Origin of the sequence: Streptomyces sp. NPDC085481 (assembly GCF_044541845.1) — a bacterium.
In the GTDB taxonomy this organism is placed as follows: Bacteria; Actinomycetota; Actinomycetes; order Streptomycetales; family Streptomycetaceae; genus Streptomyces.
On sequence record NZ_JBITTJ010000001.1, the window covers coordinates 761,453 to 785,023 of the forward strand.

The 23,571-nt window shown below is 72.8% G+C and carries 15 protein-coding genes; 6 read left to right on the forward strand and 9 right to left on the reverse strand.

Going from position 1 to position 23,571, the window contains the following annotated elements; genetic code table 11:
• The first annotated feature begins 71 nt into the window (after nucleotides 1-71).
• The 5 genes from ACIGEZ_RS03565 (at nucleotide 72) to ACIGEZ_RS03585 (ending at nucleotide 5,779) form a co-directional block, all read left to right on the forward strand.
• On the forward strand, nucleotides 72-1,292 hold the full coding sequence (locus ACIGEZ_RS03565) for an NAD(P)/FAD-dependent oxidoreductase (protein ID WP_399825129.1): 1,221 nt from the start codon (nucleotides 72-74) through the stop codon (nucleotides 1,290-1,292).
• Between the two features lies 1 nt (nucleotide 1,293).
• Entirely contained in the window at nucleotides 1,294-3,825 is a 2,532-nt protein-coding gene (nirB, locus tag ACIGEZ_RS03570; protein ID WP_399825131.1) for a nitrite reductase large subunit NirB, read from the forward strand.
• The gene (gene nirD / locus ACIGEZ_RS03575) at nucleotides 3,825-4,160 is read left to right on the forward strand and encodes a nitrite reductase small subunit NirD (protein ID WP_399825133.1); all 336 of its coding nucleotides are present in this window, start codon (nucleotides 3,825-3,827) and stop codon (nucleotides 4,158-4,160) included. The genes nirB and nirD overlap by 1 nt, the downstream gene beginning before the upstream one ends.
• Nucleotides 4,161-4,189: 29 nt before the next feature.
• On the forward strand, nucleotides 4,190-4,774 hold the full coding sequence (locus tag ACIGEZ_RS03580) for a TetR/AcrR family transcriptional regulator (RefSeq protein ID WP_399825135.1): 585 nt from the start codon (nucleotides 4,190-4,192) through the stop codon (nucleotides 4,772-4,774).
• A 243-nt stretch (nucleotides 4,775-5,017) separates the two neighbouring features.
• Complete coding sequence (locus tag ACIGEZ_RS03585) at nucleotides 5,018-5,779, forward strand: SDR family NAD(P)-dependent oxidoreductase (protein WP_399825138.1); 762 nt, start codon at nucleotides 5,018-5,020, stop codon at nucleotides 5,777-5,779.
• A gap of 30 nt (nucleotides 5,780-5,809) precedes the next feature.
• On the opposite strand, the gene ACIGEZ_RS03590 is transcribed toward ACIGEZ_RS03585, so the two are convergent.
• Together ACIGEZ_RS03590 and ACIGEZ_RS03595 are read right to left on the reverse strand one after the other, a co-directional pair.
• On the reverse strand, nucleotides 5,810-6,220 hold the full coding sequence (locus ACIGEZ_RS03590) for a VOC family protein (protein ID WP_399825140.1): 411 nt from the start codon (nucleotides 6,218-6,220) through the stop codon (nucleotides 5,810-5,812).
• 96 nt (nucleotides 6,221-6,316) lie between these two features.
• A complete protein-coding gene (locus ACIGEZ_RS03595) occupies nucleotides 6,317-7,900 on the reverse strand; it encodes a right-handed parallel beta-helix repeat-containing protein (protein ID WP_399825142.1) in 1,584 nt (527 codons plus the stop codon).
• A gap of 213 nt (nucleotides 7,901-8,113) precedes the next feature.
• Between ACIGEZ_RS03595 and ACIGEZ_RS03600 the strand changes: the two genes are divergently transcribed.
• Nucleotides 8,114-9,271 (forward strand): alkaline phosphatase PhoX, encoded by a 1,158-nt coding sequence (locus ACIGEZ_RS03600; RefSeq protein WP_399825144.1) that lies wholly within the window; start codon nucleotides 8,114-8,116, stop codon nucleotides 9,269-9,271.
• Here the strand turns inward: ACIGEZ_RS03600 and ACIGEZ_RS03605 are convergent.
• The 7 genes from ACIGEZ_RS03605 to dusB all read right to left on the reverse strand — a co-directional run bounded on the left by ACIGEZ_RS03605 (nucleotide 9,241) and on the right by dusB (nucleotide 23,522).
• Complete coding sequence (locus ACIGEZ_RS03605; protein ID WP_399825146.1) at nucleotides 9,241-10,290, reverse strand: ArsR/SmtB family transcription factor; 1,050 nt, start codon at nucleotides 10,288-10,290, stop codon at nucleotides 9,241-9,243. The genes ACIGEZ_RS03600 and ACIGEZ_RS03605 overlap by 31 nt on opposite strands.
• A gap of 570 nt (nucleotides 10,291-10,860) precedes the next feature.
• A complete protein-coding gene (ppdK, locus tag ACIGEZ_RS03610) occupies nucleotides 10,861-13,572 on the reverse strand; it encodes a pyruvate, phosphate dikinase (RefSeq protein WP_399825148.1) in 2,712 nt (903 codons plus the stop codon).
• Nucleotides 13,573-14,013: 441 nt separating this feature from the next.
• A complete protein-coding gene (locus ACIGEZ_RS03615; protein ID WP_399825150.1) occupies nucleotides 14,014-17,652 on the reverse strand; it encodes an SAV_2336 N-terminal domain-related protein in 3,639 nt (1,212 codons plus the stop codon).
• 7 nt (nucleotides 17,653-17,659) lie between these two features.
• Nucleotides 17,660-18,613 carry an AAA family ATPase gene (locus ACIGEZ_RS03620; protein ID WP_399825152.1) on the reverse strand — a complete coding sequence of 318 codons (954 nt, stop codon included), beginning with the start codon at nucleotides 18,611-18,613 and terminating at the stop codon, nucleotides 17,660-17,662.
• 19 nt (nucleotides 18,614-18,632) lie between these two features.
• The gene (locus ACIGEZ_RS03625; protein ID WP_399825154.1) at nucleotides 18,633-20,849 is read right to left on the reverse strand and encodes a caspase family protein; all 2,217 of its coding nucleotides are present in this window, start codon (nucleotides 20,847-20,849) and stop codon (nucleotides 18,633-18,635) included.
• Nucleotides 20,849-22,045 carry a hypothetical protein gene (locus tag ACIGEZ_RS03630; RefSeq protein WP_399825156.1) on the reverse strand — a complete coding sequence of 399 codons (1,197 nt, stop codon included), beginning with the start codon at nucleotides 22,043-22,045 and terminating at the stop codon, nucleotides 20,849-20,851. The genes ACIGEZ_RS03625 and ACIGEZ_RS03630 overlap by 1 nt, the downstream gene beginning before the upstream one ends.
• 340 nt (nucleotides 22,046-22,385) lie before the next feature.
• Nucleotides 22,386-23,522, reverse strand: coding sequence for a tRNA dihydrouridine synthase DusB (gene dusB, locus ACIGEZ_RS03635; RefSeq protein ID WP_399825158.1), 1,137 nt, complete (start codon nucleotides 23,520-23,522; stop codon nucleotides 22,386-22,388).
• Nucleotides 23,523-23,571 lie beyond the last annotated feature (49 nt).

The following is a 23,571-nucleotide window of genomic DNA, read 5'->3' on the forward strand; positions in this document are numbered from 1 at the left end:
TGAGATCAGCGTTCCGTACGGGAAACAGTCGGGATGCCGTCGGGAAACACCCGCCGCGCACGCTTCCCGGTATGAGTACACGGATCGTGGTGGTCGGGGGCGGAACGGCGGGCGCCCGGCTCGCCCAGCGCCTGCCCGTCACCCTCCTCGGCGAGGAGTCGCACGCACCGTACAACAGGGTGCTGCTCGCGGACGTCCTCGCCGGCCGGTACGCCCCCGAGGTCATCGCGCTGCCCGAGCCGCGCGAGCCGGCCCGGCTCGGCGTGCGGGCGGTGCGCATCGACCGCGTGGCCCGCACGGTGGAGTGCGCGGACGGCTCCCTGGTGGCGTACGACCGCCTGGTCCTGGCGACCGGTTCGGCCCCGGTGCTGCCGCCGCTGCGCGGCCTGCGCGGGGCGCGGCTCCCTTCGGGCGTGCATCCGTTCCGCACCCTCGAAGACTGCCTGGCGCTGCGCGAACTCGTCCGTCCCGGGGTGCGGGCGGTGGTCGTCGGCGGCGGCCTGCTGGGCGTCTCCGCGGCCCGGGCGCTGGCGCAGCTCGGCGCCGAGGTCGTCCTCACCCAGCAGGGCGAGCGACTGATGGAACGCCAGCTGGACGAGCAGTCCTCCGCGCTGCTGCGCGAGCACCTGTCGGCGCTCGGCGTCGAGGTGCACACGGAGTGCCGGGTCAGTGGGCTGCGACAGCACGACAACGCGGTCACGGCGGTCGAACTGGCCGACGGCTTCGTCCTGGACGCCCAGGTCGTGGTCCTGGCGTGCGGGGTCCGCCCGCGCGTGGCCCTGGCCCGCGAGGCCGGCCTGGACATCCGCACGGGCGTCGTCGTCGACGACGAACTGCGCACCTCGGACCCGTACATCCACGCGATCGGCGACTGCGCGGAACACGACGGCCAGGTCTACGGCCTGGCCGGCCCGGCGCTCGACCAGGCGGACGTGCTGGCGGACGTGCTGGCGGACCTGCTCCACGGCCCCCGCGCCCCCCACCGCACCCCACCCCGCACCCGCTACACCGGCACCCGCGCGCTGACCCGCCTCACCCTCCCCGGGACCGAGTCGCTGGATCTCGCCGCGTTCGGGGAGACCACCCCCGCCCCCGGCGACGACGTGGTCCAGCTCACCGACGCGACCCAGCGGGCCTACCGGAAGGTCGTCGTCCGTGGCGACCGCCTGGTCGGCGGCGTCCTGCTCGGCGATCTGGCCGCGGTCGGCACGCTCGCCCGGGCCTGGGAGGGCGACGAGGCCCTGCCCGACGCCCCCCTGCTTCATCTGCTCACCCATGACGGAGGCTCCTGAGATGCACACCCCCACCATCGTCCTGGTCGGCCACGGCATGGTCGGCCAGCGGTTCCTGGAGGCGCTCGCGGACCGGGGCGTCACCACGCGCGCCCGTGTCGTGGTGCTCTGCGAGGAGCCCCGCCCCGCGTACGACCGCGTCCAGCTGACCTCGTACTTCTCCGGCCGTACGCCGGACGAGCTGTCGATGGTCGAGGACGGCTTCATGGAGCGGCACGGCATAGAGCTGTACACGGACGACCCGGCGGTGGCGGTCGACCGGGCGGCCCGCACGGTCACCGCCCGCTCCGGCCGGGTCCTCGCGTACGACACGCTCGTCCTCGCCACCGGCTCGTACCCCTTCGTCCCGCCCGTACCCGGCAAGGACGCCCAGGGCTGCTTCGTCTACCGCACGATCGAGGACCTGCTGGCGATCGAGGAGTACGCCAAGGGCCGCACCACCGGCGCGGTCGTCGGCGGCGGGCTGCTCGGCCTGGAGGCGGCCGGCGCGCTGAAGGGCCTCGGGCTCGACACCCACGTCGTGGAGTTCGCGCCCCGGCTGATGCCGGTGCAGGTCGACGAGGGCGGCGGCGCGGCCCTGCTGCGCACGATCGAGCAGATGGGCCTGACCGTGCACACGGGCACGGGCACGCAGGAGGTCGTGACCGAGGACGGCGCGGTCACCGGCATGCGCCTGTCGGACGGTTCCGAACTGGCCACGCAGATGGTGGTCTTCTCGGCGGGCGTACGGCCCCGGGACCAGCTGGCGCGGGACTGCGGCCTTGCGGTCGGCGAACGCGGCGGCATCGCGGTCGACGACACGTGCCGGACGTCGGACCCGTCCGTGTACGCGATCGGCGAGTGCGCGCTCGCCTCGGACGGCCGGGTGTACGGCCTGGTGGCGCCCGGCTACGAGATGGCGCTGACGGTGGCCGCGGCGATCGCCGACGAGGCCGAGGAGCGCTCCTTCACGGGCGCCGACCTGTCGACGAAGCTGAAGCTGCTGGGCGTGGACGTGGCGTCCTTCGGAGACGCGCACGGCACCACGGAAGGCTGCCTGGACGTCGTCTACTCGGACTCCCGCTCCGGCGTCTACAAGAAGCTCGTCGTCGACACCGAGGGTCGTCTGCTGGGCGGTGTCCTGGTCGGCGACGCCGAGTCGTACGGCATGCTGCGCCCGCTCACCGGCACCAAGCCGCCCGTCTCCCCCGAGCAGCTGGTCCTTCCGGCGGGCGCGGGCGCCCCGGTCGCGCTGGGCCCGTCCGCGCTGCCGGACGACGCCGTCATCTGCTCCTGCCACAACGTCACCAAGCACGCGATCAGCCAGTGCACCTCGCTGCCCGAGGTGAAGAAGTGCACCAAGGCCGGCACGGGCTGCGGCAGTTGCGTGAAGCTCATCGGGCAGCTGCTGCCGGAGCCGGCGGACAAGGGACTGTGCGGCTGCTTCTCCTACACCCGCAGCGAGCTCTTCGAGATCGCCCGCACCCTGCGCGTGACCTCCTTCGCCGCGCTGCTCGACTCGCACGGGCGGGAGGAGGCGAAGGGCGGCGAGGGCTGCGAGGTCTGCAAGCCGACGGTCGGCTCGATCCTGGCGAGCCTCGCCCCGACGATCGGCGTGGGCGGCTACATCCTCGACGGCGAGCAGGCCGCGCTCCAGGACACCAACGACCACTTCCTGGCCAACATGCAGCGCAACGGCTCGTATTCGGTGGTGCCGCGCATCCCGGGCGGCGAGATCACCCCGGAGAAGCTGATCGTGATCGGCGAGGTGGCCCGCGACTTCGGCCTCTACACGAAGATCACCGGCGGTCAGCGGATCGACCTCTTCGGCGCCCGGGTGGACCAGCTCCCCTCGATCTGGACCCGCCTGGTCGACGCGGGCTTCGAGTCGGGGCACGCGTACGGCAAGGCGCTGCGCACGGTGAAGTCCTGCGTGGGGCAGACCTGGTGCCGCTACGGGGTGCAGGACTCGGTGCGGATGGCGATCCGGCTGGAGCTGCGCTACCGGGGCCTGCGCGCCCCGCACAAGCTGAAGTCGGCGGTCTCGGGCTGCGCCCGGGAGTGCGCGGAGGCCCAGTCGAAGGACTTCGGGATCATCGCGACGGCGAGCGGCTGGAACCTGTACGTGGGCGGCAACGGAGGCGCGACCCCGCGCCACGCGGACCTGCTCGCCCAGGACCTGTCGGACGCCGAGCTGATCCGCCTGATCGACCGGTTCCTGATGTTCTACATCCGCACCGCCGACCGCCTGGAGCGCACCTCGACCTGGCTGGAGCGCCTGGAGGGCGGTCTCGACCACCTCAAGGACGTGGTCGTGCGCGACTCGCTCGGGCTGTGCGACGAGCTGGAGGCGCTGATGGCGGCGCACGTCGCGGAGTACAAGGACGAGTGGGCCGAGACCCTGGACGACCCGGACCGGCTGCGGCGGTTCGTCTCCTTCGTCAACGCGCCGGACGCGCCGGACCCGTCGGTGAAGTTCGTGCCCGAGCGCGACCAGATCAAGCCGGACCTGACGATCCTGACCATCGGCACGCGTGAAGGGGCCCTGGCCTGATGATGCTCGAACTCTCCCACGGCGACAACGGATGGACGACGGTCTGCGAGGAGTCCCGGCTCACCCCGGGCCGGGGGGTGGCGGCGCTGCTCCCGGACGGCCGGCAGGCCGCGGTGTTCCGGGACCGGGCGGGACGGACGTACGCGATCGACAACCGCGATCCGTTCACGGGGGCGCAGGTGCTCTCCCGGGGCCTGATCGGCTCGGCGGGCGGGCGGCCGTTCGTGGCCTCGCCGCTGCTCAAGCAGCGCTTCGACCTGGAGACCGGGCAATGCCTGGACGACGACGAGGTGGCGGTGACGGTCTATCCGGTCCGCACCACCACACTTGACTGAACGTTCCAGAAAGGCGTAGCGTCCGGCACGTGGCACGGACCAAGGAATTCGACCCGGAGGCGGCACTCCACTCGGCCCTCGACCTGTTCTGGGAGCGGGGTTACGAGGCGACGACGATGGCCGACCTGGTCGAGCGCCTCGGCATCGGCCGGCAGAGCCTGTACGCGACCTTCGGGAGCAAGCACGAGCTGTACCTGAAGGCGATGGAGCGTTACGCGGAGACGCAGAACCCGTTCCTGGTCGAGGAGTTGTCCGCGCCGGGTCCCGCACTGCCGGCCGTGCGGTCGCTGGTGCGCCGCTTCGCCGCGGAGGCGGGCGCGGACGCCACCCGGCTGCGCGGCTGCCTGGTGACCAACTCGGCGGCCGAGCTGGGGGCGCACGACGAGAGCGTGGCACGCCGGGTCGAGCTCAGCTGGGAGCACCTGGAGACCCTGCTGCACGCGGCCCTCGCGCGGGCCGCGGCGCAGGGCGAGCTGCCCCCCGGGCGCGACCCGCGGGCGCTCGCGCGCATGCTGCTCGTCCTGATGCAGGGGCTGCGGATCGTCGGCAAGGCGTCGAGCGACCCGGGGCGCGTGCGCGACGCGGCGGAGCAGGCGCTGGCCCTGCTCGACTGACGGTCCCGCGAGAGAAGGGCGTCGAGAGGCGCCCTTCTTTTCGGGTCTGATATTGGAATGTACGGTCAATTACAAGGGGTCCTTGGCCGTCCACCGTGGGCTTCGCGGCCCCTGGCCGCGCTCGCCGCGCTGTCGTCCCGTACGAACGATCCGGCACGACCTGACCCGTACGAACCGACCCGTACGAACCGACCCGTACGAACTGATCCGAACGACCTGATCCGTCATCACAGGAGAGCCGACATGTCTGCTCGCTTCACCGACCGCACCGTCCTCGTCACGGGTGCCGGGACCGGCCTCGGCCGGGCCATCGCGCTCGCCTTCGCCGCCGAGGGCGCGAAGGTCGCCGTCGCCGGCCGCAGCGCCGCGACCCTCGACGAGACGGTGGCGCTGATAGGGGCCGCGGGCGGCACCGCCCGCGCGTTCACCGCCGACGTGGCCAGTGCCGAGGACACCCGCCGACTGGTGGGCGACACGGTCGAGGCCTTCGGCGGGCTGGACGTCGCCGTCAACAACGCCGGCGTCTTCCGCGGCGGCCACAGCGCCGCCGACTTCCCGCTGGCGGACTGGCAGACGCTGCTCGACATCAACGTCACCGGCGTCCTGCACGCGCTCCAGGCGGAGATCGCCCACATGCGCGCCCACGGCGGCGGGGCGATCGTCAACATCTCCTCCAACCTGGGCGCCCATGTCCGCATCCCGGGCGTCTTCGGCTACCAGGTGTCCAAGGCCGCCGTCTCCGCGATGACCCGGGCCGCCGCCCGCGACCACATCGCCGACGGCATCCGGATCAACGCGGTCAGCCCGGGGGCCTCGGAGTCCTCGATGTCGCTGCGGCCGGGCGAGACGGAGGCCGAGCGGGAGGTGCGGATGAAGGAGCAGTCGCCGCTGGGGCGGATCTCCTCGGCGGCGGAGGTGGCCGCGGCGGTGCTCCATCTGGCATCCGACGCCGCCGGTTCCACCGTGGGTGCGGACCTGGTCGTGGACGGCGGGGTCTCCGCCTGATCCGCACGACAGGTCCGCGAAACGAAACCCTCAGCCCTGGACCGCGGCCGGGTCCATCCAGAAGACCTCCCAGTGGTGGCCGTCCGGGTCGGTGAAGGAGCGGCCGTACATGAAGCCGTGGTCCAGCGGCTCCTTCGCCGCGCTGCCACCGGCGGCGAGGGCCGCGTCGGCCAGCTCGTCGACGCCCTCGCGGGTGTCGCGGCTCAGGGTGATCAGCACCTCGGTGTTCTTCGTCGCGTCGGAGATCTCCTTGCCGGGCGCGGTGAACGTCCGGAACTTCTCCTCGGTGAGCAGCATCGCGAAGATCGTGTCGCTGATCACCAGACAGCCCGAGGTCTCGTCCGAGAACTGCGGGTTGAAGGAGAAGCCGAGCTTGTTCCAGAAGGCCTTGGTGACGTCGAGGTCCTTGGCGGGCAGGTTCACGAAGATCATCTGCGGCATGGTGTCGCTCTTTCCTCTGTCTCATCTCTCGTGTGGCGCTTACGAGAGTTAAGACGGGGCCCGGCCGCGAAACTCATCGCCGCGCCGGAGCTTTCCTCAGATCAGGTTCTGGGCGGCGGTGGTGCCGCTGCCGTTGTCCGTGATCGCGGGGACTCCGGCGCCGCGTGCGGTGAGGTCGTTGCCGATCAGCCAGGTGCCGCTGGAACCCGCCATCACTCCGATGGCCCCGCCCGAGGCCCCGCCGGTGACCGCGCCGACGGTGTTGCCCTGGAGGAAGGCGCCGGCCGCGTTGCCGCCGATGCGGAGCGCGTAGGTGGTGGCTCCGGTGACGCGGTTGCCGCGCAGGGTGGCACCGTTCACGCCCGCGTTGATGCCGGGCCCCGTCGTGGTGAGAACCGTGTTGTCGGCGATCAGGGTGCCGGTGGCGGCGCTGTCGACGCCGATGCCGTCGCCCTGGACGTCCGAGACGGCGTTGCCGGCGATGATCGCGTTGGGCGAGCTCTGGACGTGGATGCCCTGGCAGTTGCCGGTGGGGGTCAGGCGCAGGGTGGTGGTGACGGTGTTGCGGGTGAGGGTGAGGCCGTCGGTCTGGACGGCGTAGATCGCGGCCTCGCCCTTGACCGACTCGACGGTGTTGCCGGTGATGACGATGCCGCTGTGGCGGGCACCGCCCGCCGGGACGGTGACCGAGATGCCGCCGCTGCCGTCGACGCCGCGCACGGTGTTGCCGGAGACGGTGATGCCGCTGAGGCCGTTGCCCTGGGGCGAGTTGAGGTAGATGCCGTGGGCGGCGATGCCGGTGATGGTGTTGTCGGCGATCACGGAGTCCCGCCAGTCGGCGGCCCGCACGCCGTACGCGCCGCTCTTCTCGACCGTGTTGCCGATGACCCGGATCCGCTGGTGGAACACGCCCTTGGCGCCCCAGTGGTCCCCGCACAGCGCGCCGAACGGCCCGGTGGTGGTGCCGGCGCGCAGGGTGCAGCCGGTGATGAGGATGTCCTGGCACGGGGTGGCGTCGTAGGCGGGCGCGGGCAGGTTGCCCTCGGTGGCGCAGGTGATCTGGACGGCCTCCTTGGTGGTGAGGCTCGCCCCGTCGCCGGGGTGGTGGCCGTCGAAGACGCAGTTCACGAGGGCCGCGTTCCTGACCGCGTTGAGCTCGACGGCGTGCGCGGAGGGCGTGTCGACGAAGGTGCAGTCCTTCACCAGGACGCCCTCGCAGTGGGCGAAGCCGATGGCGTCGCTCTGCTTGGTGAACTGACCGCCGCGCATGTCCCACGTACCGCCGAGGACGGCGATCGAACCCGCGCCCTGGTAGCCGTACACGGGCGTGACGGAGTCGAAGTTCTTCAGCAGGGCTCCGCTGTCCTTGGTCCGGACGATGCGGGCGCCGTACGCGGAGACGGTGGTGCCGGCGCCGAGGACGAGGCTGGTACCGATCGGATAGGTGCCCGGCGGTATCAGGAGGGTCGCCCCGCCCGGCACGGCCTTCACCGCCGCGAGAGCGCTCTGGAACGCGGCCGTGTCGTCGGTCGCCCCGTCCCCCTTGGCCCCGTGGGCGGTGACGTCCACGACGGTCCCGCCCCCGGTGGCGGCCTCGGCGGGTGCCGCCCCCAGGACGGCGCTGCCGCCCCAGGCCCCCACGAATCCCCCCATGGCCAGCATCAACGCACGTCGTTCCATGTGTCCCTCCCCGGTCTCGCTTTCGGGAGGAGCGTACGTCAGGGGCCGCGCGGGACCGGCGCTGACCTGCGGGACCGCCCCGCCCGCCGTCCGCCGCCTCCCCTTCACCGCTTGTTGACGCACCGGCAATTGCGTCCGCCTAGGTTCCGGGACGCGCGACCCCGCGGCCGACCGGTGCGGCGGGGCGGTTCACACCCTCGACAGGAGTGAGACGTGGAGCGACGCAGTTTCCTGCGTGGAGCGGTCATCGGCACGTCGGCCGCCGCCTTCGGCGGCACCTTGTGGGGCGGGGCGGCCTTCGCCGCGCCCGCCCAGCCCGGCGCCGGCCCGTACGGGGCGCTCGGCGCGGCGGACGCCAACGGCATCCAGCTGCCCAGCGGCTTCACCAGCCGGGTCATCGCCCGCTCGGGCCAGACGGTCCCGGGCACCTCGTACGCCTGGCACAACGCCCCCGACGGCGGCGCCTGCTTCGCCGACGGAACGGGCTGGATCTACGTCTCCAACTCGGAGATCAACCCGAGCGGCGGCGCGAGCGCGGTGAGGTTCGGCTCCTCCGGCACCGTCACCGGCGCCTACCGCATCCTCTCCAACACCCGGCAGAACTGCGCGGGCGGCAAGACCCCGTGGAACACCTGGCTGTCCTGCGAGGAGGTCTCCCTCGGCTACGTCTACGAGACCGACCCGTACGGGGTGAACGCGGCCGTCCGCCGGGACGCCCTGGGCAGGTTCAAGCACGAGGCCGCCGCGGCCGACCCCGTGCGCCACGCGATCTACCTCACCGAGGACGAGACGGACGGCTGCTTCTACCGCTTCCTGCCCACCACCTGGGGCAACCTCTCCTCCGGCACCCTGCAGGTCTTCAAGGCCGGCACCGCGACCTCCGGCACCTTCACCTGGCAGAACGTGCCGGACCCGGACGGCTCGCCGACCGTCACCCGCAACCAGGTCTCCGGCGCCAAGCGCTTCAACGGCGGCGAGGGCTGCTACTACGCGAACGACACCGTCTGGTTCACCACCAAGGGCGACAACCGGGTGTGGCAGGTCGACCTGGCCGCCGGCACGTACGAACTGGCCTACGACGACTCGCTGGTGAGCGGGACCCCGCCGCTGACCGGCGTCGACAATGTCACCGGATCCTCCTCCGGTGACCTGTTCGTCGCCGAGGACGGCGGCAACATGGAGATCTGCATCATCACCCCGGACGACGTCGTCGCGCCGTTCCTGCGGATCACCGGCCAGTCCGGCTCCGAGATCACCGGACCGGCCTTCTCCCCCGACGGCCGCCGCCTGTACTTCTCCAGTCAGCGTGGCACCAGCGGCAGCTCCTCGGGCGGCATCACCTACGAGGTGACCGGCCCGTTCCGCGCGTAACACCGGGTCTCCCTGCGGCGTTGGGCGCCGCTCGACTCCCGGTGGCGCTGGGGGCCGCCCAGCAGGGCGGCGCCCAGCGGCGTGAGGGTGTGCAGGACCGCGTTGCCGTGGCGCAGCGTGGCGACCAGGCCGGCCTCGCGCAGCACACCCGCGTGCTGGCTCGCGGAGGCGAGGGACACCCCCGCCCTGCGGGCCAGTTCGCTCGTGGTGCCCCCGTCGCCGATGGCGCTCAGGACCGCGGAGCGGGTGTGGCCCACGAGCTTGGCGAGCGAGGGCAGGCCCGGCTCGCGCACGGTCGGCGCCTCGCAGTGGGTGATCGGATAGACCAGGACCGGCGGAAGCCCGGGGTCGCGCAGCACGACCGGGGTGCCGCGGCAGAAGTACGAGGGCTGGAGCAGCAGTCCGCGCCCGTCGAGGTGGACGTCCCGGTCGACCGGGTAGTCGGCCTCCAGGACGGGGCTCTGCCAGCGGAACATCGGTGGCAGCGAGGCGAGCAGCTCGTCCGCGCCCCCGTCGAGCAGGGCCCGTCCGCGCAGTGCCCGGTCGGCCTCGACGCGGGCCTGGATGTGCGCCCAGTACGGCTCGATGGCGGCCCGGTGGTAGCTGCGCAGCGCCGCGAGGAGCCGGCCGAGGGGCTCGGAGCCCCCGTCGGCGAGGGCGCGCAGTGCGGACGGCACGGCGGGGCGCCCGGCGCGGGCGGCGCCGATCAGGGACAGTTCGGTGTGCAGCCGGGCGGGCCGGGTGCCGCGGATCGCGTCCAGGGCCTCATCGAGGCCGAGAATCCCCTGGGGCGGGGTCAGGAAGTCGGGGAAATAGCCGCGGCCCGGCACGAGCGCGGCGAGCAGCCGCGTCTCGGCGCCCAGCCGTATCCGTGCTTCCGACCGCCATTCCCCGTAGACCACCGAGCCGCGCCGGTCCCTTAAACGGTGAAAACTGAGAATCGTTTCCCACAGAACATCCGGCCGGGCGGCCATCCGGACCCCGGCCAAGTCGTTTCCGCTGAAATGAATCCGCAGCATGGAACCCCCACCTGTGCACTCGCAACCACCCCCGACGACGAGTATGCACAGCATCACTGCACGTTACCAGGGTGTTTCAGCCACACTTGAAAAGCATCGCGGCGAACAGGGGTCAACCGAAAAGCTGTGCGTGTCGGGCAGGAAACCTTCAGGACCGAGGTGACGTGGCGAAGACCGTGGGGGGCTTTGCTGCGTCCGGCGGCGGTCGGCGAGGTTGCGGCTCACCTGCCCGACGAGGGTAATGGGCGCGGCCTCCGGGTGGGGATCCGGGGGTCGCGCCCGCCTCGTGTTTGCGGTACGGAAACGTTGTCAGTCGATGCTGAACGTTGCCGGACGCGTGAAAGTTCAAAGGCCCAGAATTCAACGAGGAACAAAACCAGGGCCGATTGAACAGGAACTCACATTTACCCAACGATCATGCAACAGTCGATCGGGACGAAATACGACGGGGCGGACACCTCCGCACAAGGTGTCCGCCCCGTCTCTCTTGCGAACCGGAGCCGCCGCCCATCGGTGTTGAGGGTCGGGGACGAGCGACGGCTCCGGTGGTCTTTGCTACTGAACCGCGGTTCAGCGGCTGTCGCTGCCCTTCGACTCGGCGGCCGCGCGGCCGGCCTCCAGGCGCGCCACCGGGATCCGGAACGGCGAGCAGGAGACGTAGTCGAGGCCCACCTCGTGGAAGAAGTGCACCGACTCCGGGTCGCCGCCGTGCTCGCCGCAGACACCGAGCTTGATGTCGGGGCGGGTGGCGCGGCCGGCCTCGACGGCGCTGCGCACCAGGGCGCCGACACCGTCCTTGTCGATGGTCTCGAACGGGCTGACGCCGAAGATGCCCTTCTCCAGGTACGCGGTGAAGAAGCTGGCCTCCACGTCGTCGCGGGAGAAGCCCCAGACCGTCTGCGTCAGGTCGTTGGTGCCGAAGGAGAAGAACTCGGCGGCCTCGGCGATCTGACCGGCGGTCACGGCGGCGCGCGGCAGCTCGATCATGGTGCCGAGCGCCAGCTTCAGCTCGACGCCGGTCTTCGCCTGGACCTCGGCGATGACCTCCTCGGCCTCCTCGCGGACCAGCTCCAGCTCCTGGACGGTGCCGACGAGCGGGATCATGATCTCGGCGCGCGGGTCGCCCTTGGCGTCGATGCGCTGGGCGGCCGCCTCGGCGATGGCGCGGACCTGCATGGTGAACAGGCCGGGGATGACCAGGCCGAGGCGCACGCCGCGCAGACCCAGCATCGGGTTCTGCTCGTGCAGGCGGTGCACGGCCTGCAGCAGGCGCAGGTCGTTCTCGTGCGGCTCCTTGCGGGCCTCGGCGAGGGCGACGCGCACCGAAAGCTCGGTGATGTCGGGCAGGAACTCGTGCAGCGGCGGGTCGAGCAGCCGGACGGTGACGGGCAGGCCGTCCATCGCCTCGAAGAGCTCGACGAAGTCCTGCTTCTGCAGCGGGAGGAGGGCCTTGAGGGCCTCCTCGCGCTCCTCGTCCGTGTCGGCCAGGATCAGCCGCTCGACGAACGTGCGGCGCTCACCGAGGAACATGTGCTCGGTGCGGCACAGGCCGATGCCCTGGGCGCCGAAGCGGCGGGCGCGCGAGGCGTCCTCGGCGTTGTCGGCGTTGGCGCGGACCCGCAGCCGGCGGACGCGGTCGGCGTAGGCCATGATCCGGTGGACCGCCTGGACCAGCTCGTCGGCGTCGTCGGCGCCGGCGTGCATGCGGCCCTCGAAGTACTCGACGACCGGGGACGGTACGACGGGTACCTCACCGATGTAGACCTTGCCGGTGGAGCCGTCGATGGAGACGACGTCGCCCTCTTCGACGACCACGCCCGAAGAGGTGGTCATCCGGCGGCGCTTGGTGTCGACCTCGAGCTCCTCGGCGCCGCAGACACAGGTCTTGCCCATGCCGCGGGCGACGACGGCGGCGTGCGAGGTCTTGCCGCCACGGGAGGTCAGGATGCCCTCGGCGGCGATCATGCCGTCCAGGTCGTCCGGGTTGGTCTCACGGCGGATCAGGATGACCTTCTCGCCGGAACGGGACCACTTGACGGCCGTGTACGAGTCGAAGACGGCCTTGCCGACGGCCGCGCCCGGGGAGGCGGCGATGCCGCGGCCGATCTGCTCGACCTTGGCGTTCTCGTCGAACTTGGGGAACATCAGCTGGGCGAGCTGGGCACCGTTGACCCGCTGCAGCGCCTCGGCCTCGTCGATGAGGCCCTGGTCCACGAGCTGGGTGGCGATGCGGAAGGCGGCACCGGCGGTGCGCTTGCCGACGCGGGTCTGGAGCATCCAGAGCTGGCCGCGCTCGATGGTGAACTCGATGTCGCACAGGTCCTTGTAGTGCGTCTCGAGGGTCTCCATGATCTGCATCAGCTGGTCGTACGACGCCTTGTCGATGGACTCGAGCTCGGCGAGCGGCACGGTGTTGCGGATACCGGCGACGACGTCCTCGCCCTGCGCGTTCTGCAGGTAGTCGCCGTAGACGCCCGCGTGGCCGGAGGCGGGGTCGCGGGTGAAGGCGACGCCGGTGCCGGAGTCGGGGCCGAGGTTGCCGAAGACCATGGAGCACACGTTGACGGCGGTGCCGAGGTCGTGCGGGATGCGCTCCTGGCGACGGTAGAGCTTGGCGCGGTCGGTGTTCCAGGAGTTGAAGACGGCCTCGATGGCGAGGTCCATCTGCTCGCGCGGGTCCTGCGGGAAGTCGCGGCCGGTCTCGGTCTTGACGATCTTCTTGAACTGCTTGACGAGCTTCTTCAGGTCGCCGGCGTCCAGGTCGGTGTCGCTGGCGACCTTCTTGGCGGCCTTGGCCTCGTCGAGCGCGTCCTCGAAGTGCTCGCCGTCCACGCCGAGGACGGTCTTGCCGAACATCTGGATCAGACGGCGGTACGAGTCCCAGGCGAAGCGCTCGTTGTCGGCCTGGGCGGCGAGGCCCTCGACCGAGGCGTCGGAGAGGCCGATGTTGAGGACCGTGTCCATCATGCCCGGCATCGAGAACTTGGCCCCGGAACGGACCGAGACGAGCAGCGGGTTGTCGGCCTGGCCGAGCTTCTTGCCCATCTTGCGCTCGAGGGCGTCGAGGTGCGCGCTGACCTCGTCGCGGAGCTCGGCCGGCTCGGAGCCGCTGTCGAGGTAGACCTTGCACGCCTCGGTGGTGATCGTGAAGCCGGGGGGAACCGGGAGGCCGAGATTGGTCATCTCGGCGAGGTTCGCGCCCTTGCCACCAAGGAGGTCCTTGAGGTCCTTGTTGCCCTCGGTGAAGTCGTACACGAACTTCTGATCATTGTTTTCCGACACGGGTCCCGACTCCTCGACGACTCGGTTGGCTGCCCTGACGGCGAGGAACATACCCAGATCGAAGGCGTCTGGGGAGGTACGCCTACCGGTCACCCGGTCTTAACCACCCGTCCGCCAGCACATCGAAAGTAACTGAGCGGTAGCTTCCGCTTTCAGGCCCCGAAGACCCTTTGACTCAAACCTGGGCTTCTTCGCTCAGATGAGCGCCCTGAATGGCATATGCGTTCAACTCTTGAACGCAAAATGGATGGCACTCCGTGCCATCCTTCAAGCGCCACAGGGGTCCGTAACATGCTCATCTGAGCACTACCCCTATCAAGGGTGGCGAGAATCACTCCCCCGGGACGGTGCGATTCCCAGGATCCGGACCGGGGCGGCGGGGCGGAGCGGGCCGGGCAGGGCGCGGACCGCGGCCGGCCCAGGGCCGGCACGGGGTGCGCACTACTCGCCGAGCCGGGCGAGCCCCTCCCGTGCCGCCACCGCGACGGCGTGGTCCTCGCCCCACAGCCGTACGGCCGTGTCGCGCGCCGCCGACCACAGCAGGGTCGCCTCCGACCGGCGCCCCAGCCCCTCCAGGGCCCTGGCCAGGCGTTCCTTCGACCACAGCGTGGCCACGTGCTCCGCTCCCAGGACCCGCTCACGTGAGCGGGCCACCTCCTGCAGGACCCCGGCCGCCTCCGCGTGCCGCCCGGCCTCGATCAGGACGTAGCCGAGACTGTGCGCGACCGCCAGCGTGCTGGACGCCTCCGGCCCGTACAGGGCCTCGCGGATCCGCCGCACCTTGACGTACTGCTCCCGCGCCTCCTCGAACCGGCCGGTGTCCCGCAGCAGGTCCCCCAGATCGCGGCGGGTCCGTGCCACCGACGGCTCGTCCGGGCCGAGCAGCCGTTGCTCGGCGTCGAGAAGCGCGCGCAGAAGGGCCTCCGCCTCCTCGGTCCGCTCCAACTCCTGAAGCACCCGTGCGTAGACCCGGCGGGTCACCCGGGTGTTGGCGTGGTCCTCGCCGAGCACCCGCACATGGTCCGCGAGCGCCGGCTCCAGCACCGCCGCGGCCTCCGCCTGGCGGTCCGCGTGCCACAGGACCCAGCCCACGTTGTGATGGAAGCTCAGCGTCTGCGGGGCGTCGTCGCCCAGCACGTCACGCCCCTGCGCGAGGACCCGGCGCAGCAGCAGCTCCGCCTCTTCGTAGCGGCTCAGGCCGGTCAGCACGAGCGCGACAAGCTCCCGGCAGAGCAGCGTCTCCACGTGGCGCTCCCCCAGCGAGCGCTCGGCCAGCGCGACCGCCGCCTCCGCCTCCCGCAGCGCCGCCTCGAAGTCGCCGGCCTCCCGCAGCGCGTCCGCCCAGTAGCGCCGGGCGCTGATCGAACGCCGGGACTCGGCGCCGCTGCGGCCCTCCGAGGTCTCCAGCTCCGCCTGGCGGACGGTCACCAGCTCCTCGGTGCGCTGGGTCCGCTTGAGGATGTCGCCGAGCAGGCTCAGCGCGAGCAGCCGCCCGGTGCCGTACCGCGTCCCGTCCTCCGCCCCGCTCTGTGCCGCCGCCCCGCTCTCCTCCCCGCCTTCCTGCAGGTCGTCGATCCGGCGCAGGACGTCGCGCACCTCCTCCTCCGCGTCCCCGACGCGCCCCAGCCGGAACAGCGTGCTCGCGACCCAGCCCCGCGCGTGCAGCGTGGTGTCGTGGTCGAAGCCGGACTCGTCGGCGAAGGCGGCGGAGGCCGAGAGGAAGGCGGCCTGCGCCGGCCGCAGCCTGCCCAGGTCGCGCAGGATGTAGCCCTGGGTCATGAACACCCGGCCGCGGTCGGGCTGCTCTGGCGCGTACGGGAGCCGGGCCAGCGCCTCGATCAGGCTCCTGCCCGCCGCCTCGCCCTCCTCCAGCCGGTCGGCGTCCCAGAGCATCTCGTGCAGGTAGCGCCGGGCGTTGAGCGTGTAGTGGTGCTCGGGGCCGTGCTCCCGCTCCGAGATCGCGATGATGTCCTGCAGATGCGCCCGCGCCTCGTCCGTCTCGCCGAGCGTGGACAGGGCGATCGCGAGATGGCCGCGTACGTTGCGGGCCGCCAGCCGCGAGTCCGCGACGTAGGGCGCGATCCCGTCCCTGAGCAGCGTCCGCAGCTCCTCGGCCGCCGTCTCGTAGCGGGCGGAGACCAGGGTGCTCGCGAGCTGGTCGACCACGTAGACGGGATCGGAACCGGGCTCGTCGACGCCCAGCCACTCGTTGAACCGCCGGGCCGCCCGGCCCACCAGACCCGGCGACGTGGGGTCGTCCCGCAGCAGCCGCACCAGCGCGGCGAGCCGGGGCCATACGTGGCCCAGCTGCACGTCCTCCTTCTCGGCCGGCACGGCGGTCCCGGTCTGCCCGACCGGCTGCGGCCGTGGCGGCTGCGCGGACAGCCCGAGACGGCGCAGCAGCTGCGGCGACGCGGCGGCGAACGGCCCCGCCTCCGCGTCCACCACCGAGGCGCCCGTCCCGCCCGAGAGCCTGGCCCGGAACTCCGGCCCCACCCCGCGCCGGCTCATCAGGAACGCCCCGACCCGCTCGGCCGTCTCCACGGCGTGCGAGGTCCGCACCGTGTCGAGGAGCAGATCGGCGACCCCGGGCAGGAACTCGTACTCCACGTTGTCCGGATGACGACGGTCGGCGGGCCGGCCTTCGGTGCGGAGATCCGGTTCGCCGGCGCGGCGCAGCAACCCGCCGAGGAACACCTCCGCTAGCTGCGCCGGGTGGAACCGGCCCGGCCCCGGCGGCTGCGCCCGGTGGACGAGCCGCATCACGGGCAGGGTCAGCGGCCGTACGGAGGCGAGGGCGCCGGCGAGCCGGCGGCTCTCGGGCGAGGCGGAGCCGCGGAAGCGGCGCAGCCGCTCCTCGGGGGAGAGGGTCGCCGGGCCGGCCGGCCCCTGGTCCCGGTCCCGCGGGTCCTGGTCCCCCGGGTCCTGCTCCCGCGGGTCCCGGGAGCCGCGGGGCCCCTCGGGCGCGTCGGCGCCCGCCGGCGGGTCGGGCAGCATCAGGACCGGCAGCGGGCCCGTCGTGGCGCGACCGAGGAGCAGCCCGGCCCAGGCCGAAAGGCGGGCCTCCTCCAGTTCGAGGACGGGGATCGCGGTCCCCTCGTAGCGGACCAGCTCCTTCGGCAGCACCGGGTGCCGTACCCGCAGCGAACGGCCGGGGGCGGCCGGCCGGTCGGCGGTGACGAGCAGGTGCTCGACGGGCATGCCGGGCACGGGCCAGAGCCGCTCGGGCAGGGGCTGGACGACGGCGACCGGCGAGTGGCCGGCCCAGCGGTCGAGGAGCCGAGGGATCGCGCCGCTCGCCCAGCCGGGGCCGACGCCGTCGGAGAGGACCAGGACGACGGTGGGCCGCACGGGGTCGGCGAGGCGACGGGCGAGGGTGCGGGAGCTGGACGGCTGGAAGGGGCGGCTGCGCAGCACCGGCCGGAGCGGGTCGCCGCTGTCCAGGCCGTAGGTGCGGACCCGGTGGAAGAGGCCCTGCCGTTCGAGCAGGGCGCGGGCCTCGGCCGCGTACTGCCGCCACAGCACCATCGACGGTCCGTCGTCGATGACGAGCACGGCCTCCAGCCATCGTTCGGACGCGGGCCGCAGCACCACGTCCGGCACGGCGGCCTCGGCCATCAGGTCGGCGGTCGCCTTCTCGTCGAGCACGACGGCGGTACGGGACGGGACCGGGCGGCGCAGCGGGCGCAGCGCGCGGTGCAGCCCGCGGGCGGCCGGGAGGGCGCGCACCCCGCGGACGTCGACGGGTCTCGCGGGCAGCCGGCCGCCCGGCCTGCCGCCGCCCGGTGCGTAGAGGCCCGCGGCGATGGCCTCGGCGGCGCGCCGGTCGCGGTCCTCGGGCCGGTCGCCGTCCCGGTCGCCTTCGGCGTCGGGGTCCTCGCCGGTGCCGTCGTGGCCGTCCGGCGGGGCCGTCGGGGTGGGTTCGGGCGCGGCCGGCTGTGCGGCGGCGGACGGCTGGTCGCCGGGCTCCGCCGTCCCGGGGCGGGTGGTCACGGCGAGCCACAGGATGTCGAGCAGCTCCTCGGTGGAGAGCTCGACGCCCGCGTCCTCCAGTAACCCGCACAGCCGGTGGATGGTCATGGGCCGCTCACTCGTCCACTTCGACCAGGGAGCGCAGCACGGAGGCACGCAGTCCCTCGAAGTCGATGGCGATGCCCGAGGTCCGCAGGTGGACGGCGTTGAGCAGCTGGTCGGTGGCGAGGTCGTGGGACTGGGACTCGCGCAGTTCGAGGAAGTCCGCGATCAGCTCGCGGGCGACCGCGTCCTTGTCGTCGCCGAGGTGCATGCGGACGATCTCGCGCAGCTGCTCCTCGTCGGGCTGCCTGAGGTCGAGCCGGACACAACGGCGCAGGAAGGCGGGCGGGAAGTCGCGTTCGCCGTTGCTGGTGATGACGACGACGGGGAAGACCCGGCAGGTGACCCGGCCGTGCTCGACGGTGGCGGTCTCGGCGCCGGGGTCGGCGGTGCGGACGTCGACCCGGGTCTGGCTGAGCCGGGACAGCTCGGGGATCTCGTAGGTGCCGTCCTCGAAGACGGTCAGCAGGTCGTTGGGCAGGTCGACGTCGCCCTTGTCGAGCTCGTCGATCAGCAGCACCCGGGGCGTGTCGCGGGGCAACAGGGCGGTGCCGAGCGGGCCGAGCCGCAGGTAGTCCCCGATGGCCGGTTCGGAGTCGCCGCCGTGCCGGGCGAGGGAGGCGTCGCGCAGCCGTCCGACGGCGTCGTAGTGGTAGAGCCCCTCGGTGAGGGTGGACCGGCTGTTGACCGGCCAGTGCAGCACCTCGCCCAGGACGAGCTCCTCGGCGATGGCGCGGGCCAGGGTGGACTTGCCGGTGCCGGGACGGCCGGTGACCAGGAGCGGCCGGTGCAGGTGCAGGGCGGCGTTGACGGTGTCGCGGTCCTCGGGCGCGATGACATGGCGTACGGGACGCTGCTCGCCGCCTTCCCTGGCGGTCCCGAAGGCCCGCCACGGCGGGGGGGCCGGCCAGCGGTCGACCGCGTGGGGCTCGCCTTCGCCCCTGAACAGCCGCCAGTCGTCAGTCATGTTCCGTTTCTCCTCGGGGTCAGGGGGCCGACAGGGGCAGGGACGGGGGCAGGCGGCGGTCCGGGTCGTCCCAGAGCAGCGCCAGGTGGCTGCCGGGGTGGTCGTCCTGGGCCGCGTCGTGCGCCCGCAGTCTGCGCAGGGCCGCGGGCAGGTCGGCCAGCGCGCCGGCGGCGAGCAGTCTCCTCAACTGCTCGCGCCCGCCGTCTTCTTCCCGGCCGCCGTGCCAGAAGACCACGGGCGCCCCGCCGAACACGCAGACCGTCAGGACGGCACCGCGGGCGCCGGCGGGCGTGGTGAGGACGATGCCGGGCGCGTCGTCGCGGTTGAGCAGCTCGGCGTAGACCTTGGCGGGGTCGGCCGCGGCGGAGGGCCAGTGGAGGTCGCCCGTGTCCGCGGCACCCACCCGGGTCCAGCGGTCGCGCCAGAGGTGGTCGTGGCTCTCGAAGCGCTGGTCGGCGCAGCGGACGACCACGTCGAACTCGATGCCGATGGCGCGCCGGACCGGTTGCCCGGCACCGATGTGCCAGCGGTGCACGGCCAGTTCGAGGTCCTTGGCGTCGAGGAAGAACTCGACCCGGGTCCGGCCCGGCCGGGCGTAGCGCACGAGGAGGGCGTCCACGTGCCGTTCGACGGCGTCGAGGTCCTGGGACGTGTCGCCGGCCGCGAGGAGGTCGGCTGTGCCGTCCGGGCCGCGGGTCCACATCCGGTAGGTCCAGCGCTCGCCGGCAACGCGGGAGAGCCGGATCTGGACGCAGTCGTCGGCCTCCGGCCCCCTGCCGCCGTCGCCCTGCGGCGCCACGGACTTCTCGGCCTCGACGCGCCGTTCGACGAGGGCCTGCTCCACGCCGAGGCGGCGGGCGCAGCGCAGCGACCAGTCCCGCAGCCGCTCCGCGAGCGGGGCGGGGCGCAGCGCGGCGGCGGTGTGCTCCACGGTGCGCAGCAGGGGCGGCAGTTGCTGGGGGCCGACCCGGCGGGCCTCCAGTTCGTCCATGACGTGTACGGGCCGGTCGCTGTCCAGGACGAGGCCGACGACGTGCCGCGCGGTGTCGGCGAACACCTTGTGGACGGGTGCCGGTTCGTCGACGAGCAGGCGCACGAGTTCGTCGTACTCGCGGCAGAGCATCCAGTGGTCGAGGCTCACCGTCACGGCGAGCTCCTGCCACTCGTACGCGCCCATGGCGGCCGGGGCGGCCTCGGCCAGCAGGTGCAGGAGGGTGGCGGGGCCGTGCGCGCTGGTGAGGGCCCAGTCGGCGAGGCCTTCGGCGTCCTCACCGGCGGGCGGTTCGGTGCCGAGCTGCTCCTCGAGACCCTGGGCGATGCGGGCGGCGGAGACGGTGCCGCCGTCCAGGACGGTACGGACGGCGCGGGCCAGCAGGCGCCGGCCGCGCCGCCGTTCCCCGGTCTCGCGCGGGACGAGGTCGAGGTGGTCCTCCTTCTCGTCCCAGTTCCGGGCGTAGAGGGTGGGTAGCTGCGGGGTGTCGCCCGCGTCCCGCAGCTCCTCGAACCGCGCCCGCAGCGCCAGCCAGGCGGCGTCGAGGTCGATGGGCGCGTCGGCGCGGCCGTGCTCTTCGAGCACGCCGAGCAGGTTGGAGGTGAACAGGCCCGCTCCGCCCGGGTTCTTGGCGACGGAGCCGAGCTGTGCGGCCCGCATCAGGAACACCTTGCGCTCGACGTCGGTCAGCGACTCCTCGGCGATCGGTTCGGGTCTGCGGGCGTGGACGTGCATGCGGGGCGGCAGGGCGCTGCGGCAGGCGTCGATGATGACGGTGGCGCGGCGGACCCTGCGGGCGGGCAGGTGTGCGGTGTTGAGCAGGGACAGCAGGTTCTCGGCGTCGACGGCGTCGAGGTCGTTGGCGCGGGACTCCGGGTAGAGCAGGCCCCACTTGTTCTCGCCCATGATCAGGCCGTGCCCGGCCCAGTAGACCCAGAGCCAGTCGCCGGGCAGCTCGCGCAGCTCCTCCCGGAACACCTGGCGGATGGTCGCGCGGTCGGCGGTCCGCTGGTCGACGCGGGTGAACTCGGCGAAGTTCAGCGCGTTCCGCGCCAGCGGCGAGGCCAGGAGGACGATGTTCTCCTCCGGCATCCCGCGTCTGACCAGCCAGCCCATCATCCTGGCCGCGTCGGCGGCGGGCCCGTCGAGCTGCCAGTCGCCGCCGTCGGCGTACTCCTCGATGGCGACGACGACGGCATGGGCGTCGGACAGGTCGGTGGGGTGAGCGGCCCGTTCCTCGCGCATCACGGCAGCTCCGTGGCCAGCCGGTCGTAGAGGGGCGCGTGGGCGAAGTAGCCGGTGTGGGAGCGCGGGAAGGGCTGGCGCAGGTTGACCCGGACGTCGGTGACCCGGCCGGGGAAGACGCCCTCGCCGACGAAGCCCAGCAGGTCGCGCTGGTCGTAGAGGTTGAGCCAGCGCGGGAAGTGCCCGGGCAGCTCCTCGCCGCGGCGCAGTCCGGCGAGCGCGTCGATCTCGTAGAGGAAGGGCGCCTGGGAGCCGACCGTGACGAGCAGGTCCACGCCGGGCACCGCGCGGGTGGCGAGCAGGTCGACGCAGGCGATGCCGCCGAGGCTGTGGGCGAGCAGGACGACGGGCCGGCCGGGTTCCTGTTCGCGGGTGAGGGCGACGGTCTCGGCGATCCGGTCGCGCAGCTCCTCGCCGCGGGCCTGGTAGCGCAGGATGTCGCCGCCCGCGGGCACCACGCCCTGGGTGGTGCGGTCCCGTCCGTGGGCGCGGACGAGGCCGGCGCCCGCCCACAGGAGCGGGTCGAGGGCATGGCCGACGACGCCGCGGTCCTTGCCGCCGAGGCGGTCGGTGAGCGCCTGGACGAGCCGGTCGCGCTCGGTGCCGTCGACGGGCAGCGGCTCGTCGGCGTCGGACTCCTCGTCGGCGGCCGCGACCGCGGCGGCGACCACGGCGCGGGCGGCCAGCGACTCGCCGTCGGAGGGGGCGTCGCCGCCCGCGAGCCGCAGGGCGATCTCGGCGGCCACGGTCCGCGCGGCGGCGGCCAGGTGCGGCGCGAGGTCCTCGGTCAGCCAGACGTCCTCGGGCAGGTCGCCGCCGTCGAGGGCGCGGACCTTGTCGGCCAGGTCGTCCCAGGGGTCGCGGCGCCCGGGGACGTACCCCCGGCGGCCGCCCTCCCCGCCGATGGCGGCGAGCGCCCGGATCTCGGCGAGCGGGTCGGCGTCGAGCGCGGCCCAGGGGCCGAGCCCGTCGTCGGAAGTGTCGCCGGACGGCACGGGTGCCGAGCGGTTCTGGTCGGGCCGCGGCACCGACGCGCCGCCGAGGGCGAGCCGCGCGCCGAGGCGCTCGCCCCAGAAGCAGGGCACCAGCCGGGCGTCCGGCCGGACCCGGCCGAGGCCGCGGGCGACCCTGCGCCAGGACTTCCGGTACGACTCCTCGCGTACCCCCGTGCCGTGCACGAAGACGACGTTGACCAACGCGGCCCCCCACCTGAGTCCGGCCAGCTGTCTCGCAGCCGCCCATCCTAGGGCGCACCCGGTCGCTTCCCGGGCCGTTCCGTCCGACTCCGTCGATAACCGGCCACCCGCGACGCGGCCCGGCCGGCAGTCCTGTGGACCGCCCGGCCGGCCGCCCGACGTCCGACGATCCGGGGGTTCGCCGCCCGACGTCCCACGTCCGACGCCCGACGTCCCACGTCCGACGCCCGACGTCCCACGTCCCACGTCCCACGTCCGACGCCCGACGTCCGACCCTCCGGGGGCGACACGCGACGCCCGACGCCCGACGCCCGCGCCCGGCGTCGCCGACGCGGCGGGGTCAGCCGCCCGAGGTGTCCAGCTCCGCGTCCTCGCTCACGCCCGCGCAGTCGTACGGGTCCTTGAGCCAGCCGTCCGGCAGGACGACCCGGTTGTTGCCGGAGGTCCGGCCGCGCGGCCCGTCCGCGCCGACCGGCCAGGGCTGGTCCAGGTCGAGCTCGTCGAGCCCGGCGCGCAGCTCGTCCAGCGACGAGGTGACGGCGAGCCTCTTGCGCATCTCGGAGCCGACCGAGAAGCCCTTGAGGTACCAGGCCACGTGCTTGCGGAAGTCGACGACACCGCGCGACTCGTCGCCCAGCCACTCGCCGAGCAGCCCCGCGTGCCGCACCATCGTGTCCGCGACCACCCGCAGCCCGGGCTGCGCGTACCCGCCCGTGCCCTCGAAGCCGGCCACGAGGTCGGCGAACAGCCAGGGGCGGCCGAGGCAGCCGCGGCCCACGACGACGCCGTCGCAGCCGGTCTCGCGCATCATCCGCAGCGCGTCGTCCGCTGACCAGATGTCGCCGTTGCCGAGCACCGGGATCTCCGGCACGTGCTCCTTGAGGCGCGCGATGGCGTCCCAGTCGGCCGTGCCGCCGTAGTGCTGGGCGGCGGTCCTGCCGTGCAGGGCGATGGCGGTGACGCCCTCCTCGACGGCGATCCGGCCGGCGTCGAGGTAGGTGATGTGGTCGTCGTCGATGCCCTTGCGCATCTTCATGGTGACCGGCAGGTCGCCCGCGTTGGTCACGGCCTCGTTCAGGATCGCCCGCAGCAGCGGCCGCTTGTACGGGAGGGCCGAGCCGCCGCCCTTGCGGGTCACCTTGGGGACGGGGCAGCCGAAGTTCAGGTCGATGTGGTCGGCCAGGTCCTCGTCCACGATCATCCGGACGGCCTTGCCGACGGTCACCGGGTCGACGCCGTACAGCTGGATCGACCGGGGCTTCTCGGTCTCGTCGAAGCGGATGAGCTGCATGGTCTTGTCGTTGCGCTCGACCAGCGCCCGCGTCGTGATCATCTCGCTGACGAACAGGCCCTTCCCTCCGGAGAACTCACGGCAGAGGGTGCGGAAGGGTGCGTTGGTGATGCCGGCCATCGGCGCGAGCACCACCGGCGGCTGCACGATGTGCGGCCCGATGGCGAGGGGGGAGAACGCGGTCATTCGCCCATTGTCGCGTACTGCGAAGGTCTTTAGACAGCCGTACTATCCG

Excerpts from the sequence above, each read along its gene's own strand:
- ACIGEZ_RS03620 (WP_399825152.1), bottom strand. The coding sequence starts at position 18,613 with ATGACTGACGACTGGCGGCTGTTCAGGGGCGAAGGCGAGCCCCACGCG.
- ACIGEZ_RS03605 (WP_399825146.1), bottom strand. The coding sequence starts at position 10,290 with ATGCTGCGGATTCATTTCAGCGGAAACGACTTGGCCGGGGTCCGGATG.
- ACIGEZ_RS03585 (WP_399825138.1), top strand. The coding sequence starts at position 5,018 with ATGTCTGCTCGCTTCACCGACCGCACCGTCCTCGTCACGGGTGCCGGG.
- ACIGEZ_RS03615 (WP_399825150.1), bottom strand. The coding sequence starts at position 17,652 with ATGACCATCCACCGGCTGTGCGGGTTACTGGAGGACGCGGGCGTCGAG.
- ACIGEZ_RS03565 (WP_399825129.1), top strand. The coding sequence starts at position 72 with ATGAGTACACGGATCGTGGTGGTCGGGGGCGGAACGGCGGGCGCCCGG.
- ACIGEZ_RS03625 (WP_399825154.1), bottom strand. The coding sequence starts at position 20,849 with ATGCGCGAGGAACGGGCCGCTCACCCCACCGACCTGTCCGACGCCCAT.
- ACIGEZ_RS03590 (WP_399825140.1), bottom strand. The coding sequence starts at position 6,220 with ATGCCGCAGATGATCTTCGTGAACCTGCCCGCCAAGGACCTCGACGTC.
- nirD (WP_399825133.1), top strand. The coding sequence starts at position 3,825 with ATGATGCTCGAACTCTCCCACGGCGACAACGGATGGACGACGGTCTGC.
- dusB (WP_399825158.1), bottom strand. The coding sequence starts at position 23,522 with ATGACCGCGTTCTCCCCCCTCGCCATCGGGCCGCACATCGTGCAGCCG.
- ACIGEZ_RS03595 (WP_399825142.1), bottom strand. The coding sequence starts at position 7,900 with ATGGAACGACGTGCGTTGATGCTGGCCATGGGGGGATTCGTGGGGGCC.
- nirB (WP_399825131.1), top strand. The coding sequence starts at position 1,294 with ATGCACACCCCCACCATCGTCCTGGTCGGCCACGGCATGGTCGGCCAG.